Raw genomic sequence first — 18,227 nt, 5'->3', positions numbered from 1 at the left:
TGTAAGCGGAGGTGAAACAAGAGTGAGTTTTAATGACAGAGGGAATTCCTTCCGGGGGAGAGACAGCAACCGGGGTGGCAGAGACAGCAACCGGGGAGGTTTCAGAGGAGGCAATAGTGGTTCTCGAGAAATGCACCCTGCAGTTTGTTCAGACTGTGGTGTTGAGACCCAGGTCCCGTTTAAGCCGACTGAAGGAAGACCTGTTTACTGCAGGGACTGCCTTCCAAACCACAGGAAGTTCTAACTCTCATCGAATCTAATATTTTCTATTTCAAGCTTTATCCTGGAAGCCTGCGATAACAGGATTTTCCAACTTTACTCATTTATTTTCGGGCCAGGTTTTTTCATTTCACCTCACCTCTCTTAAGGGAGGTACCTCCCTGTTTTCTCAGATTCCATAGATTAACTTTATATAGCATAAAAAGATTGTAGAATTAGTAAAAATAATGAGAAATATAATCTGTTATTAAAAACTCCGCTTTTGTTTTTAAATAATAAATTATATCCAATCATATTTTTATGAGCATGTGTATCCGCTGAAAGCGGAGGTGAAATAAAAATGGGTTTTAATGACAGAGGAAGCTCCTTCAGGGGAAGAGACAGCGGCCGCGGTGGCAGCAGAGATGGTAACCGTGGTGGTGGCGGTGGTTTCAGAGGTGGCAACAGCGGCCCCAGAGAAATGCACAAGGTTATTTGTTCTGACTGCGGTGTTGAAACTGAAGTCCCCTTCAAGCCAACTGAAGGCCGGCCAGTTTACTGCAGGGACTGCCTCCCAAACCACAGGAAATTCTAAATTTTAAATTTCTCAATACAAGTGTTGTCCTGTAAGATATTACAGCAACACTACTACACTTTTTAATCTGTGTTTTTTGCCTCATACTCAGGTGAAGGGCATCGGAATCCTAAATTATTACGAACCGGTTCATTGAGTGTCGAATTACTTATAACTGTCGCTCAGATTTCAATCAAAGGTTATATATCAGTAAAAATTTATTAATACTTATAGTTTGGATAGTTTCAAACCTCTCTGATCAGGAGATTACAAATTGGGTCATGGGATCTCTAAAGAGCAGTTTTATGAGGTTTCAGATTTATGGTAATTTTCAAGCCCTTTATATTTTTTATAGGTTTTTAACTTCCTATCCATTTATGAACCATTAGACCAAAGTACGTAAGGAATCGACAAACGTAGAGGGTTTCAATATATAATAAGAAAGTTGTAGAAGAAATTAAAGTAGCTAGCTATAACCATAATTCAATACAGATATTTAAAATCAAAAATTCAAAATCAAAAATTTAAAATCAAAAATTCGAAATCAAAATAAACGAGGAATCAACCTGGCTAACTATAGAAGTAATATGAGGAAGAGAAGAGAAGGATCAGCAAGCTCTGCACCCAGTACTCAGGAAGTTACAAGGGTACGTACTCCACGTAAGGAGAACCATGAAGTACTGGCAACAGTAGGAAGCCTTCTGGGCTCAAAGAGGGTCAATTTACAGTGCATGGACGGCGTTGTCCGAATGGGGCGAATTCCGGGGTCAAAGAATAAAAAAATGTGGATCCGTGAAGGAGATGTTGTAATCGCGACTCCGTGGGAAGTTCAGGATACTAAAGCCGATGTTATATGGAAATATACAAGGCCTCAGATAGAATGGCTCGAGCGCAAAGGTTACCTGAAATAACTCATGGTAAATTATAAGACTCAGTTCACAAAAATACTTTCTTAACACTTATTGGTTTTAACCAGTGCCACGGTTAAACCTTTTATTCCTCTTTTCAATAATAGTTCTCTTAAGAGCCATCTTAACAAATCTCTGCTCTTTTCATCACCTCAGCTATATCTTTCCTCAGGTTGCGCTAGACCTATTTAACCGGTTATTCAGATCGGTTTAACCGGTTGTGCAGATTATACTTACCTGTAGAGTCCACTCTTTGTAGAGTTTATTCTTCGTGCACTGCATTCCTGCTTATGGATTGATTATACCAGCTGCTTAAATATTATCCACTTCTGACTATGGTATGGTTTTCTACAAGCTCAATTTAATATCATCAAGATTCGTTGAAAAGCATTAAACCCAGGAGGGATTACGTCAAAAATTTGAATATAAATGCGCCCCTATCCTTAAAATGGGAAGGGGACAGACAGAAGATCTCAACAGATATGGTGCTGATGGCTAGGAACTGGTTTGTGTATGGGCTTTCTGGCATTACTTGAAAAGAGAAATTGAGACTTAATAAGTTAGATTTTGTTGTTTCCTGAAAAATGGCCTGATTACAGGCAGTTAAGTTTAAGATTTAATCATCAGATCTCAAGAGACAATTCATAAGAGACGAATCATAAGAGACGAATCTGGAAAATTAGACTTAAATGCATGCGACTTCAGATGAAAAATATTTTTAAGATTCTTTTTAATTTTTATGAGTAAAATTTATATAATTTGACTGTATAGTAGAAGCGTTAAAAATAAAGAGAAGTATAATCTGTTATTAAAAACTAATTTCTGTTTTTAATCAAAGAGTTCTATACAATCTTATTTTTAAGCAAATGACTATCCGCTGTAAGCGGAGGTGAAAAGAAAATGGCTTTTAATGACAGAAATTCCTTCCGGGGAAGAGACAGCAACCGGGGAGGTTTTGGAGCCCCTAGGGAAATGCATAACGCAACCTGTTCTGATTGCGGCGCTGAAACTCAGGTTCCTTTCAAACCTGATCCCGACAGACCGGTCTACTGCAGAGACTGCCTTCCAAACCACAGGAAGCCCAGAGAGAACCGCTATTAATCCGAAATTCACTTCGGAATTCTTACTTTTATAGAGTGTGTCCGTTCTGCCTGATTTAAAAGGCAGACGGAGATTCTTTTTCTACAAAGTTCCTGTAAGATTTTTGTTAAGTTCCAATATTTTAGGTTTACTTCCAATTTTACTCTAATTATAAGTTTGAGCCGAGTAGTTTTGCCCTTAAAATATCAAAGTTTTCATCTCTATAGATTGACTTTTCCATGGGAACGTTTATATAATTTGGATGTCTTTTTGGAGTTGAAAATAAAGAGAAGTATAATCTGTTATTAAAAACCAATTTTTGTTTTTAATCAAAGAGCTCTATACCATCTTATTTTTAAACTATCGAATATCCGCTATAAGCGGAGGTGAAACAAAAATGGGTTTTAATGACAGAGGAAATTCCGGAGGTTTCCGCGGTAACAGAGATGGTAACCGTGGTGGCGGCGGTGGCTTCAGAGGCGGCAACAGCGGCCCCAGAGAAATGACCAAAGTAACCTGTTCTGACTGCGGTGTTGAGACCGAAGTTCCGTTCAAGCCAACAGAAGGACGTCCGGTTTACTGCAGAGATTGCCTTCCTAACCACAGGAAGTTCTAATAATAATGACAATAATTTGCGTTGAGTGTTAATTTTTGCAACTTATATTGCGTAATACTCAATTCATTTTTCACTTTTTGTTTTGTCTCCTTGTTTTCGCTTCATTTTCTGCGAACCTGCTTGGAATCGAGTACATCTCATTCAGTTAGAGTAATATAACGGGGATCTCTTTTTCCAGTAGTTCTGAAAGGAAAAAGCAGCCAGGGATTGAATGATAAATATCCGTGACAGTAAACATTGAGATAATATGTATATAAATAAAGCTTCTAAAAATAGAGCTTGAAAAACAAAAGTGAAAAAGGCTAAAATGGGGTCAATAAGCCATCAAAGAATTACAGAATAAAGTCAACAAAGGAGGAATTAGTCTGGCTAATTATAGAAGTGTTGTTAGAAAAAGACAATCAGGATCAAACAAGCCCGTATACTCGGGTGATAACCCAGAAATAACAAGAGTCCGTACTCCCCGTAAGGATAGAAATGAAGTCCTTGCAACGGTAGCAAGTTTACTTGGTTCAAAAAGAGTTACACTGCAGTGTATGGACGGTACTGTCCGTATGGGCAGAATTCCTGGCTCCAAAAATAAGAAAATGTGGATCCGTGAAGGTGATGTTGTAATCGCAAACCCCTGGGAAGTTCAGGATTCAAAAGCTGATGTCATCTGGAAATATACCAGACCGCAGGTAGATTGGCTTGAGAGAAAAGGGTACCTTAATTAAGGGTCACCTCAAAAAAACCTTTTACTTTCATATCTCACTAACTTTACATATCCCACTTAACTTTAACCAACTTAACTTTAACCAACTTAACTTTAACCAACTTAACTTTAACCAACTTAACTTTAACCAACTTAATTTAATATCCCACTTATTTAATCCGTATATCGCACTTTAACCTTTAATCTTGAAGAGTTTTTAGATTATTGGCTCTTCGCTGTTTTGTGTGGGTAACTTACATTCGTTTCCTAAATGTTGAAGTAGCAGATCTAAAATTTAGAAACATGTATTGTTGAAAATCACATTCAAGCCTGATGTCTCTCTTTTTAGCCTGGCTACTTTCTAATTAAGCAATAATCTTCAACCCACACAAAACAGCGAAGAGCCAGATTATTATATAGAGTATTTTATGTAAAACTCGTAAATAATAGATTATCAATCTGGGAAAACTTCTCGCTATTAGCTTTCTTTTTATCAGTTATTCCTTTACCTTATTATTTTTTATGTTTTCCGGCAAATATCTGTACAGCCTGTAATACGTTGTGTAGTCTATTGAAGTCTGTCTGGAATTTATTCTGGAATTTATTCTGGAATCTCTAGAATCTACTCTGGATACTCCTAAATCAAGTCTTTTTTAATAGCCTTTCATTTTTTAGCTTCTCAGCCTCTTTTTTGCTCAACATCCATTTTTATTATTGCAATTTCCTTAACATATAATTTTTATCCATGGCTTCATTTGCTATTTTCGCAGACTTAAGATACTCTATTTTTGGAGTAAGGAAAGTTGCCAAGACAGGGTTAAGTTCGAGATAGGCTCAGCACCTGCCTTCATGAACTTCGATTCTTTCTGCACAACGCTTCAGAAAGATCGGCAGGTAATTAGGCTAGCAGGCCAACGGACTCAAAGATATTGGAGGTTTACAGGTGTCACAAGATTGAGGTCCGATTGCCCTGCCCGGGCAGCAAGCGTGACTGTAGTATCATTTTCAACAATCTGGAAACTATCATATCCAGACACTCAGTCACTACAGGGTTGTATTTCCCTGGCAGCATGGACGCCCCAGGGGCTGTACAGGTGGGAAAGCTCAATTTTCGGAAATTCCGGCAGTAGGGCCCGCCTTGAGGAGACTGAGATGTTTGCCATCCGTATAAGTTCAATTGCAACTTTCTTAAGAATGCCCGAAAAAGCAGAAAGTCGAGACCTGCTCTTCAGGAAATCCCTTTCAATTCGGGTTTTCAGAATAATAGATTCGTCTCAGAAATACAGGAATTTTATTATCAGAATTTACATACAAGATTTCCGAGCTCGACCGAGAAAGTTTCATAGTTTACAGAGTAATCGATAGGGCACTCAATAACCACTACTTTATTCAGGGAGAAGGCTTTTTCGAGAACTTCTGTAAGGTCATCGGTTTCTTTAACCTTCAAACCTGCTGCCCCGAAAGTTTCGGCAAAGAGGACAAAGTCAGGGTTTCCGTAGTCCAGGGCAAAATCTTCAAAGTGCATCTTCTTCTGCTTCCATTTGATGAAGCCAAAGGCATTGTCGTTCAGGATAAGGACAACGAGAGGAATCCTGTAGCGGACTGCAGTCTCAAGCTCCTGGCAGTTCATCATAAAACCGCCGTCCCCACAAATGGCAAGTACGCGGCGTTCCGGGTGAAGAAGTTTTGCGGTGAGCCCTGCAGAGAATCCTGCACCCATCGTAGCAAAGGCATTATCCAGCAGCACGGTATTGGGAGCGTAGGTCTTATAGAGCCGGGAGAACCAGAGCTTGTATATTCCGTTATCAAGAGCGATGATGTCTTGACGGCCAAGTACTCTTCTCACACTCTGTACAACTGCCTGCGGGAGGGGAGGATAGCTTTTCCTGGCAGGAGAATTGATTTTTTCTTCAATGAAGGTTCTTGTGTTTTCAAATACAGGAAATTTCCTCTTTCCCGGAAGTCTTGAAGCAAGCTGCCGGATAGAAGAGGCAATATCTCCTATCACCTCTACTGTCGGGTTAAAGTACCTGTCAGGTACTGACTCCACAAAATCGATATTTATTATCTTTTTATCCAGCAGCCCGTTCCAGAGGTAAGGGGGGTATTCCACTATATCGTAGCCCACAGTTATTATCAGGTCTGCTCCGTCAATTCCGCAGTTTACATAATCCCTTGCATGAATTCCTGTAGCAAAAAGGCTGTAAGGGCAGTCATCAGGGACAACACCTTTTCCCATCTGTGTATGGACAAGGTAGATGCCTGTCCTGTTTGCAAAATCCTCAAGCTCTTCAGCGACCGCCTTCCGGTTAGCCCCGGAAGAGACTATGATAAGGGGATTTTTAGCTTCGTAAATCATGCTTGCTGCCATTTCTACAGCTTCAGGGTCAGGACAGGGAATTTTGATCTTGCTCCTCTTTTGTATAGCTGCATCTGTCTCTTCTCCTGCTACATCTTCAGGTAGCTCAATGTGTACAGCTCCAGGTCTTTCGGCTTCAGCATGTTTGAAGGCGTTTCGAAGCACTGTAGGGATCATCCCGGGATCGGTAATGGATACGGCTTTTTTGCAGAGCGGTTCCATCATCCTGACAACGTCTACAAGCTGGAAACGGCCCTGCCAGTTGTCAATCAGGGCCTTTTGTCCCGATATGGAGATTAAAGGAGCCCCTATAAGCTGTGCCTGGGCAACCCCTGTGACAAGATTAGTAGCACCTGGCCCAAGAGTTGAAAAACAAACTCCTGGTTTTCCTGTCAGCCTTCCATAAGCTGCAGCCATAAATGCCGCAGCCTGTTCATGTCTTGTTATGATCAGTTTAATCTCTGAGTTTCGCAAAGATTCGAGAAGGTCAAGGTTTTCTTCTCCAGGGAGGCCGAAAATATATTCCACACCTTCCTCTTTAAGCTGGGCGACAAAAAGGTCCGAAGCTTTCATAAAGGACTCCAGGTATTATCATATCCTAAGTATTACTCGATCTTTAGTTTCAACTTTTATTCTTTTTAATGCTTTTTCTTTAAAGAGATTTTTCTCTAAAGGGATTTTTTGTTAGCTTTCAATGATGTTTCTTAACCTGGATTTTGTCAGGGTCTCGACTACCTGTTTTCCTGACTGTTTGTTTTTATTTGTTGACCACGACAGTCTTTATGTTTACAAATTCCTTAAGTCCGTAATGAGAAAGCTCCCTTCCGATTCCTGATTTTTTTACCCCTCCAAAAGGCAGTCTTGGATCGGACTTGACCCTTCCATTGATAGCCACAAAACCTGACCTGATTCTTTTTGCCAGCCGCTCGGCTCTCTCTAGGTCTGCAGACCAGACCTCGGCTCCAAGCCCGAAATCCGTGGAGTTTGCAATTTCCACTGCTTCATCTTCATCCTTTACCATAATTACTGGCGCAATAGGCCCGAAGACTTCTACGTTGAAGGCCTTCATGTCAGTACTGGCTGCAGGGATAAGGGTCGGCCTGAAGAAAAAGCCTTTCTCATGCGCTTCCCCGTAGACGTGAGGTTCTGCTCCCTTCTTTTTTGCATCCTTCAAAATTTTCTCAAGGCTGTCAACAAATTCTTTTTTTGCAACTGGTCCGATGTCAGTTTCCTTGTCCATAGGATCTCCGATTTTCAATTCCTGCATATGGAGTTCGAATGCCTCGATAAAATCCACAACAACGTCTTCGATCACAATGAACCTCTTGGCAGCAATACAGCTCTGTCCGGTATTCAGGAAACGGGATCTTACCGCGACCTGTGCAGCCCGATCTATGTCCGCATCTTCAAGAACGATAAAAGGGTCAGAACCCCCAAGTTCCAGCACTAAAGGCTTAATCATCCTTCCGGCAAGCTCTCCGATCTCAGACCCGGCTTCCACGCTTCCGGTGAGCGAAACCCCGTCCACTAGGTCCTCATCAATAATTTCCATGGCAGTTTTAGAGTCTATCAGCAGGGTCTTAAACACGTCTTCAGGCAACCCGGCTTCAGTAAAGACCTTTTCGATCTCAAGAGCTGACCCAGGTACATTGGATGCATGTTTTAGCAGGCATACGTTTCCTGCAGTCAGTGTGGGCACTGCAAACCTGAAAGCCTGCCAGAAAGGGAAATTCCAGGGCATGATTCCGAGAATAATTCCCAGAGGCTCAAAGGTGACATAACTCTTTTCAGCTTCTGTTTCCACAACTTCGTCTTTCAGAAACTCTGCCGCACTTCCTGCATAATGGTCACAAAGCCATGCGCATTTTTCAATCTCTGCAAGTGACTGCCTGATCGGCTTTCCCATTTCTTTTGTAATAATCTCGGCATAAATTTGCTTGTTCCGCCTGAGTACCTCAGCTGTCCGCGCAATATATCTCGTTCTTTCCTCAACCGAAAGAGAGCTCCATCCTGAAAAAGCAGCCTTGGATTTTTCAATCTGGTCCTCGCAGTTTCCGAAAGATAACGCATCGTAAGTCCAGTTTACTTCTTCAGTATAAGGATTAATAGATTTGATTTTCATGACCTCCCCCCGAAAAAGAGTCCTTTAGTAATATTAGAATTCCAGGTATTATAATTTAAGGACAGGTAAAACCCTAAAAAGGAAAAAAATGCTTTGAATCGCTTTCAGATACCTGTTCCCTGGATGAATTCAGATTTCATCCGATAGATTGAAAGTTAACTAGATAACTGAGATATGTTCAGAAACTGGCAGTAATAGTTATAATACCAGAATATTAATTATAAAGCACTCAATTGATAAAAAATGAACTAAATAACGGAACTGTGTTCAGAAACTGGTAGTAATAATTATAAAACCAGAATATTAATTATAAAGCACTCAATTTTACATGGGGGGAAAATATGAGAAAAGCATTGCTTATTTTAATAGTTCTGTTCGGCGTGTTCCTAGCAATAGGATGTGCTGAGGATGGTGCTGAAGAACCAGCTGAAGAAGGAGAACCAGTTGAGGAAGTAACTGAAGTTGAAGTAGTAACCGGAGTTGAAGCCGTAACTCCAGTTCAGGAAGTAGTAGAAGTAACTGAAGTGATAGAGGAAACTCCAGTTGAAGCCGTAACTCCGGCTGAAGCATTTACTCCAGCTGAGGACGAGACTCCAATGGAAGACGAGACACCATTTGAGGACGAGACTCCAATGGAAGACGAGACTCCAATGGAAGACGAGACTCCGGCAGGTAACGTTACAGAAAGAGAAGGAGTAATCAGAGTAACTCCTACCCAGTGATGAATTATTTAAGTAATAGTTTAGGACTCTACCTGGACTCTACCTGATTCATAATCCTCTACGCTGTACTTTGGTAGTACTATGTGAACTTCAAATCCATAACTACAGTTATGATCCTGAATCTTACAGTCAGGAAAGACATACGAGTTCACATTAACGGAAAAGGAACTCCATTGCCCAGACTCGGTTCATCCGACATGGTAATAGGAATACAATAGTGGGGGAGTAATATCGATACGAAAATGAACGGTAATCTCGATATCTGAAATACCGGAATTGCTCGGAAATCTCATTTCAACGAGAATGCCTTTAAAAACGATCTTATTTTTTTTAGGTCCAATTTTGTCCTGTTTATTCTTTCCTGTTTATTCTGTCCCTTTATTCTTTCCTGTTTATTCTATCCTGTTAGCCTTGTCTGTTTATTTTGTCCTGTTAACCCTGTCTTTCTATATTTCTCCAATAACTCTACTTTGAATATTTATTTACCGTTGTTTAGAACGGTAAGAACTGAGTAACTAACTGAGTAACTAACTGAGTATGCAAATACCTAAATTGAAGCTATATTTCAAGTTTTAAAATACCTGCTCAGGTTCTAAACTGTAGGAGGAACCATATTCAGAATTAGATAGGAACTATTATAAAATCAAAATGTTAATTATAAAGCATCTGATTTTGCATGGGGGGAAATTATGAGAAGAGAATTGGTTATTTTGCTAGTCTTATGTAGTGTATTCCTGGCGATAGGTTGCGCTGATAATGGTACTGAAGAACCAGGTGATGCTGTAACTCCAGTTGAAGAACCTGTAGAACCAGTTAGAGAAGAGGCAGCTCCAGAAGAAACACCAATACTTCCAGTTCAAGGTGAAATACCTGGCATTTCCGATGATGAGTCCGAAGCTGTTGATGTGTCAATTGTTAATTCATCCTTTAGCCCGGACACAATAACAATATCTACCGGTCAAACCGTAAGATGGACTAACATGGACCCTGAAGCCCATACGGTTAAAGGTACAGGTACCAGTTTCGGTTCCCCATCCCTTGCACAGGGAGGTTCTTATGAGTTCCTGTTTACTGATCCAGGCGCCTATGAGTACTATTGCTCGATTCATCCTTCTATGAGAGGAACTGTAGTAGTGGTGGAGGAATGAGGGTTTAGTCCTGCTGGAGTGCTGAGATTCAAAAATCCAGTTTTCCGGAGGTTTTCATTCAAAGAATGCAGTCTTTTAAAAAACAGTCTTTTTCTTTTTAGATATAATCCGCTTTTTTGAATGAGGGAAAGCAATGAGAAGAGAATCTGTTATTTTCATAATCCTGCTCGGGATATTCCTGTCCGCAGGCTGTGCAGAAAACGGCACTGAAGAACCTGAACCTGTATCTCCAGTAGAAACACCTGTAAATCCGGCCGAAGTGCCTCAACCTCCAGCTGAAATAGTTGAATCTCCAGAAAATACTCCTGACCCAACTCCCATTGAAAACCTGACACTCACCGAACCGGAAACTTCGCCCGAAACCCCGGCTGAAACGCCTGACACTCAAGCAGATGCCAGAGTGGTTGAAGTTAGAATTGAAAACTTTACCTTTAACCCTGATCCGGTTACGATATCTTCCGGCGAGCATAAACGGCCACCGGGGCTGAAAGTAAGGTAATTTCTTTGCGTAAAACAAAAAAGTTAATCTCCTTATTTTTCTCTCACTTTTTCTCTCACAAAATCATAAATCATCCCTGCAACATTAATCCCGCAGCACTCTTCTAGCCCTTCGAAGCCTGGGGAAGAATTAGCCTCGCAGACTTTGAAGTGGTCGCCGTCGAAGAGGAGGTCGATGCCGGCTATGTCGAGTCCGAAGGTGCGGGCGGTTTCGGTTGCAAGCTGCTCTATTTCGGGAGTCATATCGAATTTGCGGACTTCTCCGCCTCTGGAATAGTTGGACTTGAAACTTCCGGCTGGGGCTATTCGTTCCATGCAGGCAACTGCACGGCCTCCGATTACCAGGACGCGGAGATCTCTTCCAAGGCTGGATTTTATAAATTCCTGGAGGATAATGTTTGCGTTAGGGTTGGTTATGTGGATCAGTTCCATGAGGTCGCGGAAGTTGTCGTGGGTTTCCGAAAGGAAGATTCCTTTACCCATGGAGCCGGAGAGGGCTTTTACTATGAGGGGGAAGCCCAGATATTTTTCAACCAGGTTTATGTTGACAGGGTTTTTGGCAAACATTGTATTGGGATAGGAAATTCCTCTTTCTGCCAGGATTTGCTGAGAGTAAAGCTTGTCCTTTACGGTGTCAATACTCTGAGAGGAGTTAATAACACGGACCCCGAGGCGTTCAAGGTGGCGGATAACCGCAAGCGCGAAGTAGGTTGTGCCTGCCCCCATTCTAGGCAGGAGAAAGTCAGGTAGGGGAACCACTTCTCCGTCGAGGAGTATGCTTTTTCTGTCGTCCCTTGTTACAATCAGGTCGAACTGGTCGGGTTTTACAACCCTGAGCTCTATTCCCTTCTCACCCGCAACCTCGATGAAGCGGTGAATTTCGTACAGGTCGGGCCTTAATTCGGCAGCAATACTCTTGTAAAGAATCCATCCTTTCATTATTTCATCCGCTCTATCCTGTAGGGGAGTGCTTCTATATTTAAAGGAAGATATACATCTATTTGAAGAGTGTTTCCGATATATAGAGATATGCTTTTCGCTTCGGAATCCTGTTTTTGGCCAGACCTTTCCTTTTACTATTTCTGGACTTTTCGGTTTTGTCGGGCACTCAAGAAGTCAGGAAATGAGTCTGAAAAAGAGTTACAGGATAAGATCAGTGTAAATTACAGGTAATAAGCAACTGCAGGTGACAAGTAATTGCAGATGAATAGTGACTGCAGGTGACAAGTAACTGCAGATGAAAAGTGACTACAGGTGAAAAGTGAAACATAATCAAATAAATAAGACGTTTCGGCAGCAAATACTGGCATCAATCCGGGGAGAAGGTCCAGGTCCTGTCAGAATTAACTATAGTTCCTCAATCATGATCCTGAGGACGCTCTTTCAGGCTCATAAATTCTTCAAGCTGGGACTCTACAATCTCTATCCTCTCAAAACGGGCTATATGGAAAAGGGCATCCCCTTCATTTACCAGTGGAAGGTTGTTTTTTCCGATTACGATGCCGTCATCTTCAGTCTTTACCGGTGTTCCTCCCGGGCCGCCAAAGGGATCTACAATGAGCCCTATGATTTCCCCTTCCTTTACCTTATCTCCTAACTTCTTAAGAGGGTGGACAATTCCGCTTTTAGGGGCGCGGGTCCATATACTTGAATGCGCAATGACAGGTAGGATGCTCTTCCTTTTTGGCTGGTGAGGTGCGTGAAGCATTCCCAGCGACTCCATAACACGTCTTATGCCACGAACTCCCATTCTTGCAGCGAGCTCATTAAACCGGAGGGCTTCTCCGCCTTCATAGACCAGGACAGGGATTCCAAGACTGCTTGCAGCTTCTCTCAGGGACCCGTCCCGAAGTCTTGAATCAAGGACCACAGGCACATTGAAAGCTTTTCCAAGGTTCTCCGAGCCTTCTGCATTCAGGTTTACTCGGACCTGGGGCAGGTTTGGGCGGTGGACAGCGCCAGTATGCAGATCGATTCCGCAATCGCATTTAGTTACAATTTCATTCATAAGGATGTGCGCCAGGCGGGAAGCAAGAGAACCTTTAGGGCTTCCCGGAAAAGAACGGTTAAGGTCTCTTCTGTCCGGAAGGTAGCGGGAAAGCGAAATGAACCCGTAAACATTTACCACGGGTACGGTAATGAGAGTTCCGTGAATGTGCCTGACTGCAGGTAATTCAAGTAGTCTCCGGATAATCTCAACCCCATTGATCTCATCTCCGTGAATTGCAGCCGTAACAAAAATACAGGGACCCGGCTTTGTGCCCCGGATAACACGAACCTGAATATTCATAGGGGTTTGCGTGTAAAGTTGAGCTGCAGGAAGTTCTATGCATTTTCTTTCTCCGGGCCTGATCTCAATACCTGCGATTTTAAAAGGTTCAGTCATACATTATCCCCTTCTCCTGGATCGAATCTGGCAGTTCTGTGCATATTTCCCAGGTACTCAATAATCATGCTACAAGTCCTCTACCTCTAACACTACACAGATGAGGGCAAAACCTACCTGCAGGTAAATATCGGATTACAGTAAGCGGAACTAACGCGCAGTAATATTATTTTATTTTTGTATTATTTCATCCTGCTTGTACCGGAGTTTATACTTTATAGTATAAAGCCACATCAAGCGACATGATCTACATAGGGTCTAACAAAAAATTAATTATGTTGGGTAACAATTCCAAGCATTTCAATATAAAACCGACAAATATAGAACCAATTAAATAAATCGGTGTGGCACAAAAATAGTTAATTTCCCACTATATGGGGTCTAACACAGGATCTCTGTAACAAGACGCCCTATTATGGTTTCTTTAGTATAATATGGTGAAAATCATATAAGTATCAATCGGTGGGCTAGTTCAATATGTGGCGACGCCAAAATTGAACGAAACAAGTTTGGAACTTAATTAATTTCTTGTTAGACCTACATAATATCCATAGCTGCACCACGATTTTTATGAGATCTTATAAACTCCGGTTGTAGATAAGATATCAGGGGAGAATGCAAAAAGGAAAAATGAAATAATTATAGTGAGAAAAAAATGAAGATGAACTACATGAAGATGAATTGAAGGGATAAAGAATATAGAAGAAATAAGGATAAAAAAGGAGAGAAATTAAAATTCGGTGAGGAAAGATTTTACCGAATTTACTGAACATTCCCTCCGATCTCAGCATATCTGGGGTCAATTTCCACAGCTTTCAGGTACGCATCCTCAGCTTCGTCTTCACGCCCGAGGAAACTCAGGCAGACAGCTTTTCCAAACCAGGAGTCGGCAGCATCCGGATCAAGCTTAAGTGCCTTATCGTAGGTTTCCAGGGCTTCTTCAAAGCGTTTGAGCTGAGCCAGAACAAAACCGAGGCTCGAGTAGGCTTCCAGATATTCGGGGTCAAGCTGTGTGGCTTTTCTGTAAGCTTCAACAGCTTCTTCAAACCTCTGCACCTGACTGAGGGTAAAGCCTTTGTTATACCAGACATCGGAGTTTTCGGCATTGATTTCGATTGCTTTTCCAAAAGCATTAATTGCTTCTTCATACCTCTCCAGGTTTTCCAGATCTATCCCCATATTATTCCAGGCGTCATCATTTTTAGGATCAATTTCCACAGCTTTTTCATAGGCTTTCAGAGCTTGCTTGTAACTGCCAAGGCTATCAAGGTCCACTCCTTTATAATACCAGGCCTCAAGAAAACCGGGGTCAATCTCGAGTGCTTTATCGTATGCAATTATTGCTTCGTCGTAATTTCCCATCTGTCCGAGAGCTATACCTTTTCCTGCCCATGCTTCTTTATAATCCGGATCTTCCTTCAGGACTTTCTCATAAGCCTCAACAGCCTCTTCGTATTTTCCTGCCTGGCTGAGGTTCAGGGCTTTTCCATACCATGCATTAGGATAGTCCGGTTTGAGCTCAAGAGCCTTACCATAGGCTTCGACTGCCTTTTCGTATTCTCCTACCTGGGAGTAAGAAAAAGCCATATTATTCCAGAGGTCCGCATCCTCAGAACTGATCTCAATAGCTTCCTGATAGAGTTTGAGAGCTTCTTCAAACTTTCCAAGGCTTTCAAGAGCCGCAGCCTTATTATTTAAAAGGTAAATATTCCTCGGGTCTTTTTCAATTGCTTTGTCAAAGGCAACTACTGCCTCGTTAAACTTACCAAGCCTGAGAAGATCAAGACCACATTCATTAAGTTCGGCTGCAAGAATTTCGTTGCTGACTTCCTCCTTTGCCACACTCTCCGAGTCGTCCAGCACGTACATATCCCCGGAAACCGGTCCCTCTCCGGTTTCAGTTTTCTCTCCTTTTCCTTCTCCTGTGAAGGATTCGTCCTTTGGTTCTCCAGAATTCATGTCAAAATTTCCTTTAATGTCTTTTACAATTAAGACCCACAATTTTTCGAGTATTCGTGTTCGTTATCTACTTAAGTTTATTGTTCTTTATGACCTATACATCTGTGCTTTATGGCTTTTATAGCCTCTCCCCAAAAAGTAGTCTAAAAAGTCTGGAAAAAGAGAATAAAATAAGAAGAAGATCAGAAAGATCCGAAAAATGTAAAATAGATCCGAAAAAATGAAACTAATCAGGGAAACCATGGAAAATGTCCGGAAGAACGTACAGCAAAATCATCATACTCTGAAAGCGGTACTCTTTGATATGGATAATACTCTTTTTGATTTCGTAGCCGTAAAACTCATAGCGTGCAGGGAAATCCTTACCTATCTCGGAGAAGGAGATGGGGACCTTAAGAAGGAGCCTGCAGAACTTTTCAGTTATTTCCTCAGGGGAACATATGGGTTTGAAGACTATGAAAACATAAGGGACTACATGCAGGAGAGAAGGCTTTTCACAGAGCAGAGATACAGATACTGTTGTGAGATCTATGACAGGGAAAAACTGCAAAACCTCGAACTATATCCTGGGGTAAGGGATACCCTTGAAGGACTGAAAAAACTTGGTCTCAGGCTTGCAGTAATAACAGATGCTGACAGGTATCACGCCCATGCGAGGCTTACGAGAGTAGGGCTTCTTGATTCCTTTGAATTCCTTGTGTCTGCAGATATGACAGGTACGAAAAAGCCTGATCCTGCCCATTTTCTCTTTGCTCTTGATTCCCTTGGACTAAAACCAGAAGAAAGCCTGGTCGTGGGGGATAGCATCAAAAGGGATATGGTTCCTGCTCGCAGGTTAGGCTTAAAAACTGCATATGCTTCCTATGGAGACTGGAGGTCAACCGCGGAAACAGAACAGTGCTTTGACTTTCAGCTCAATGCATTTCAGGATTTGATTGGATATATCGGCATGTTGAATGGAACTTATATCCAGGCAGATTCCCGAAGTCAAAAGGTAGATTCTTAAAACTAATATTTAACTTTAAGGCGAGAAGTCTCCTTCCTCGCTTTCGAAGAAAGCAGGGCGGGGTAGTTCACTTAATCAGTATGCGAAAGTCAGGATACGAGAAGGTAAGAGAAGGTAAGAGAAGGTAAGAGAAAATAAGAGAGAAAAAGAGAAGGTAAGACCGGAGTTTATACTTTATAGTATAAAGCCACATCAAGCGACATGATCTACATAGGGTCTAACAAAAAATTAATTATGTTGGGTAACAATTCCAAGCATTTTAATATAAAACCGACAAATATAGAACCAATTAAATAAATCGGTGTGGCACAAAAATAGTTAATTTCCCACTATATGGGGTCTAACACAGGATCTCTGTAACAAGACGCCCTATTATGGTTTCTTTAGTATAATATGGTGAAAATCATATAAGTATCAATCGGTGGGCTAGTTCAATATGTGGCGACGCCAAAATTGAACGAAACAAGTTTGGAACTTAATTAATTTCTTGTTAGACCTACATAATATCCATAGCTGCACCACGATTTTTATGAGATCTTATAAACTCCGGTAAGAGAAAATAAGAGAAAATAAAGGAAAATAAAAGAAAAAGATTATTTTAGCCGCTATGCCGTCAATTCCTGAATGAATTTTAATGGCGAACGGCTTTTTCTGTTTTCTTATCTGCAGTTTCTCTGGAAAGATGCTCTAATTAAGGCGATTAAATAAGATCCGAGTATATAGGGTTTATATCGACTGCTCTTTCGTATGCTTCCATTGCTTTCTGGTGTTTTTTAACCCTGTCGTATACTATTCCTTTGCCAATCCAGGCTTTTGTGAAGCTTGGGTTGATGTCTATAGCCTTCTCGAAAGCTTCAAGCGCTTCTTTGTATTTCTCAAGGTCCCTCAGGGCAATTCCTTTGTTGTACCAGAACCTTGCGTTTTCGGGATTTGCTTTGATTTTGTTGTCAAAAATCTCCACGGCTTTCTCAATGTATAATTTTGCTTCATCATTTTTCCCGAGCCAGCGCAGAGCAACCCCTTTATTGTAAAGGGATTTTCCGTTAGTCGGGTTTAACTCAAGTGCCCTGTTAAAAGCATCAAGAGCTTCCTGGTAACTCTTTATTTTGCAGAGCCCCATTCCTTTCTTGCACCATTCGCTTGCGCTCATAGCGCTCATATCGTAATTCTTTGAATATAGCCGGATAGCTTTCTCAAGGTCATCCATTGCATCTTCATATGCTCTCATCTCCCTGAGAGCCATTCCCCGCCTGTACCAGACTTCCGGGTCTTCAGGCGCTAAGGATATAGCCCGGTAGAATGCATCCAGAGCTTCCTCGTACTGCATCAGACCCAGGAGAAGTTCAGCTTTGAAGCACCAGGTTTTAGCGTCAGCAGGGTTTATCTCAAGAGACCTGTCAAAAGCATCAAGAGCCTCCTCGTACTTCATGAGGCTTTTGAGGACAATCCCTTTGCTAAACAGGATTTTCGCATTATCAGGGCTTATTTCCAGAGCCTTATTGTATGCATCCAGAGCTTCTGTAAACCTTTTTAGTTCATGGAGTGCAACGCCTTTGTTATACCATTCATTCGAAGTCATAACTTTACCACACCTTTTTTGGACTACGTTTTTCCACTGCTTTACCACATCTACCTTGAACAACAATATTATATGCTTTCAGAACATTAAATCGATTTTGTACTTTAGTTCCTTATCCTGAATAAGGGCAGATAAACAGTTACGCATAATAATTTACGTTTTATTCTTTTTTAAACATTTTGAAATATTCATAAACATTATTATTTTAAAAATAGAGTTTTCTAAGCATATTTATGAACCGAGCCGATATTTAACAAGCATATGATATAGAAGGAAACCAACGTATAAGTTTAATATTATTTGAATAAAATATAATTATTAAAGATCATTCATTTTCTCTTTCTCCCATCGATAGTAACGGTGTCCTGCTTTCGCCAA

16 protein-coding genes are annotated in these 18,227 nt (G+C 41.3%); 10 read left to right on the top strand and 6 right to left on the bottom strand.

Features of this window, described 5'->3' with window-relative positions:
• The first annotated feature begins 22 nt into the window (after positions 1 to 22).
• From ACZ5A8_RS15805 to eif1A (ACZ5A8_RS15780), 6 genes are all read left to right on the top strand, one after another.
• Positions 23 to 244, top strand: coding sequence for a CxxC-x17-CxxC domain-containing protein (locus tag ACZ5A8_RS15805; RefSeq protein WP_464530197.1), 222 nt, complete (start codon positions 23 to 25; stop codon positions 242 to 244).
• Positions 245 to 559: 315 nt separating this feature from the next.
• Positions 560 to 793, top strand: a complete 234-nt coding sequence (locus ACZ5A8_RS15800; RefSeq protein ID WP_229389942.1) for a CxxC-x17-CxxC domain-containing protein — start codon at positions 560 to 562, stop codon at positions 791 to 793.
• A 566-nt stretch (positions 794 to 1,359) separates the two neighbouring features.
• Positions 1,360 to 1,683 (top strand): translation initiation factor eIF-1A, encoded by a 324-nt coding sequence (gene eif1A, locus ACZ5A8_RS15795; protein ID WP_229389943.1) that lies wholly within the window; start codon positions 1,360 to 1,362, stop codon positions 1,681 to 1,683.
• Positions 1,684 to 2,580: 897 nt separating this feature from the next.
• Positions 2,581 to 2,781 carry a CxxC-x17-CxxC domain-containing protein gene (locus ACZ5A8_RS15790; protein WP_229389945.1) on the top strand — a complete coding sequence of 67 codons (201 nt, stop codon included), beginning with the start codon at positions 2,581 to 2,583 and terminating at the stop codon, positions 2,779 to 2,781.
• A gap of 376 nt (positions 2,782 to 3,157) precedes the next feature.
• On the top strand, positions 3,158 to 3,376 hold the full coding sequence (locus tag ACZ5A8_RS15785; protein ID WP_229389946.1) for a CxxC-x17-CxxC domain-containing protein: 219 nt from the start codon (positions 3,158 to 3,160) through the stop codon (positions 3,374 to 3,376).
• 365 nt (positions 3,377 to 3,741) lie between these two features.
• Complete coding sequence (gene eif1A, locus ACZ5A8_RS15780) at positions 3,742 to 4,092, top strand: translation initiation factor eIF-1A (RefSeq protein WP_255680001.1); 351 nt, start codon at positions 3,742 to 3,744, stop codon at positions 4,090 to 4,092.
• 1,275 nt (positions 4,093 to 5,367) lie between these two features.
• Here the strand turns inward: eif1A (ACZ5A8_RS15780) and ACZ5A8_RS15775 are convergent.
• Both ACZ5A8_RS15775 and ACZ5A8_RS15770 read right to left on the bottom strand, forming a co-directional pair.
• Positions 5,368 to 7,002 (bottom strand): acetolactate synthase large subunit, encoded by a 1,635-nt coding sequence (locus ACZ5A8_RS15775; protein ID WP_464530195.1) that lies wholly within the window; start codon positions 7,000 to 7,002, stop codon positions 5,368 to 5,370.
• Positions 7,003 to 7,186: 184 nt separating this feature from the next.
• The gene (locus tag ACZ5A8_RS15770; RefSeq protein WP_464530194.1) at positions 7,187 to 8,551 is read right to left on the bottom strand and encodes an NAD-dependent succinate-semialdehyde dehydrogenase; all 1,365 of its coding nucleotides are present in this window, start codon (positions 8,549 to 8,551) and stop codon (positions 7,187 to 7,189) included.
• 380 nt (positions 8,552 to 8,931) lie between these two features.
• Between ACZ5A8_RS15770 and ACZ5A8_RS15765 the strand changes: the two genes are divergently transcribed.
• From ACZ5A8_RS15765 to ACZ5A8_RS15755, 3 genes are all read left to right on the top strand, one after another.
• The gene (locus ACZ5A8_RS15765) at positions 8,932 to 9,273 is read left to right on the top strand and encodes a hypothetical protein (RefSeq protein ID WP_464530192.1); all 342 of its coding nucleotides are present in this window, start codon (positions 8,932 to 8,934) and stop codon (positions 9,271 to 9,273) included.
• A gap of 689 nt (positions 9,274 to 9,962) precedes the next feature.
• On the top strand, positions 9,963 to 10,421 hold the full coding sequence (locus ACZ5A8_RS15760) for a cupredoxin domain-containing protein (RefSeq protein WP_464530191.1): 459 nt from the start codon (positions 9,963 to 9,965) through the stop codon (positions 10,419 to 10,421).
• Between the two features lie 133 nt (positions 10,422 to 10,554).
• Positions 10,555 to 10,920, top strand: coding sequence for a hypothetical protein (locus tag ACZ5A8_RS15755; RefSeq protein ID WP_464530189.1), 366 nt, complete (start codon positions 10,555 to 10,557; stop codon positions 10,918 to 10,920).
• Positions 10,921 to 10,952: 32 nt separating this feature from the next.
• On the opposite strand, the gene ACZ5A8_RS15750 is transcribed toward ACZ5A8_RS15755, so the two are convergent.
• The 3 genes from ACZ5A8_RS15750 to ACZ5A8_RS15740 form a co-directional block, all read right to left on the bottom strand.
• Positions 10,953 to 11,858 (bottom strand): ATP-grasp domain-containing protein, encoded by a 906-nt coding sequence (locus ACZ5A8_RS15750; protein ID WP_464530188.1) that lies wholly within the window; start codon positions 11,856 to 11,858, stop codon positions 10,953 to 10,955.
• A 418-nt stretch (positions 11,859 to 12,276) separates the two neighbouring features.
• Positions 12,277 to 13,305, bottom strand: a complete 1,029-nt coding sequence (locus tag ACZ5A8_RS15745) for a succinylglutamate desuccinylase/aspartoacylase family protein (protein ID WP_464530187.1) — start codon at positions 13,303 to 13,305, stop codon at positions 12,277 to 12,279.
• Between the two features lie 762 nt (positions 13,306 to 14,067).
• Positions 14,068 to 15,264, bottom strand: a complete 1,197-nt coding sequence (locus ACZ5A8_RS15740; protein ID WP_229389955.1) for a tetratricopeptide repeat protein — start codon at positions 15,262 to 15,264, stop codon at positions 14,068 to 14,070.
• A 220-nt stretch (positions 15,265 to 15,484) separates the two neighbouring features.
• On the opposite strand from ACZ5A8_RS15740, the gene ACZ5A8_RS15735 reads away from it, so the two are divergent.
• Positions 15,485 to 16,270 (top strand): HAD family hydrolase, encoded by a 786-nt coding sequence (locus tag ACZ5A8_RS15735; protein ID WP_464530185.1) that lies wholly within the window; start codon positions 15,485 to 15,487, stop codon positions 16,268 to 16,270.
• A gap of 700 nt (positions 16,271 to 16,970) precedes the next feature.
• Here ACZ5A8_RS15735 and ACZ5A8_RS15730 read toward each other — a convergent pair.
• Positions 16,971 to 17,849 carry a tetratricopeptide repeat protein gene (locus ACZ5A8_RS15730; protein ID WP_229389957.1) on the bottom strand — a complete coding sequence of 293 codons (879 nt, stop codon included), beginning with the start codon at positions 17,847 to 17,849 and terminating at the stop codon, positions 16,971 to 16,973.
• Between the last annotated feature and the right edge of the window lie 378 nt (positions 17,850 to 18,227).

It is taken from the genome of Methanosarcina subterranea (assembly GCF_055385895.1).
The sequence above is the reverse complement of the archived record's forward strand: the minus strand, read 5'-3'. Positions and strand labels throughout refer to the sequence as shown.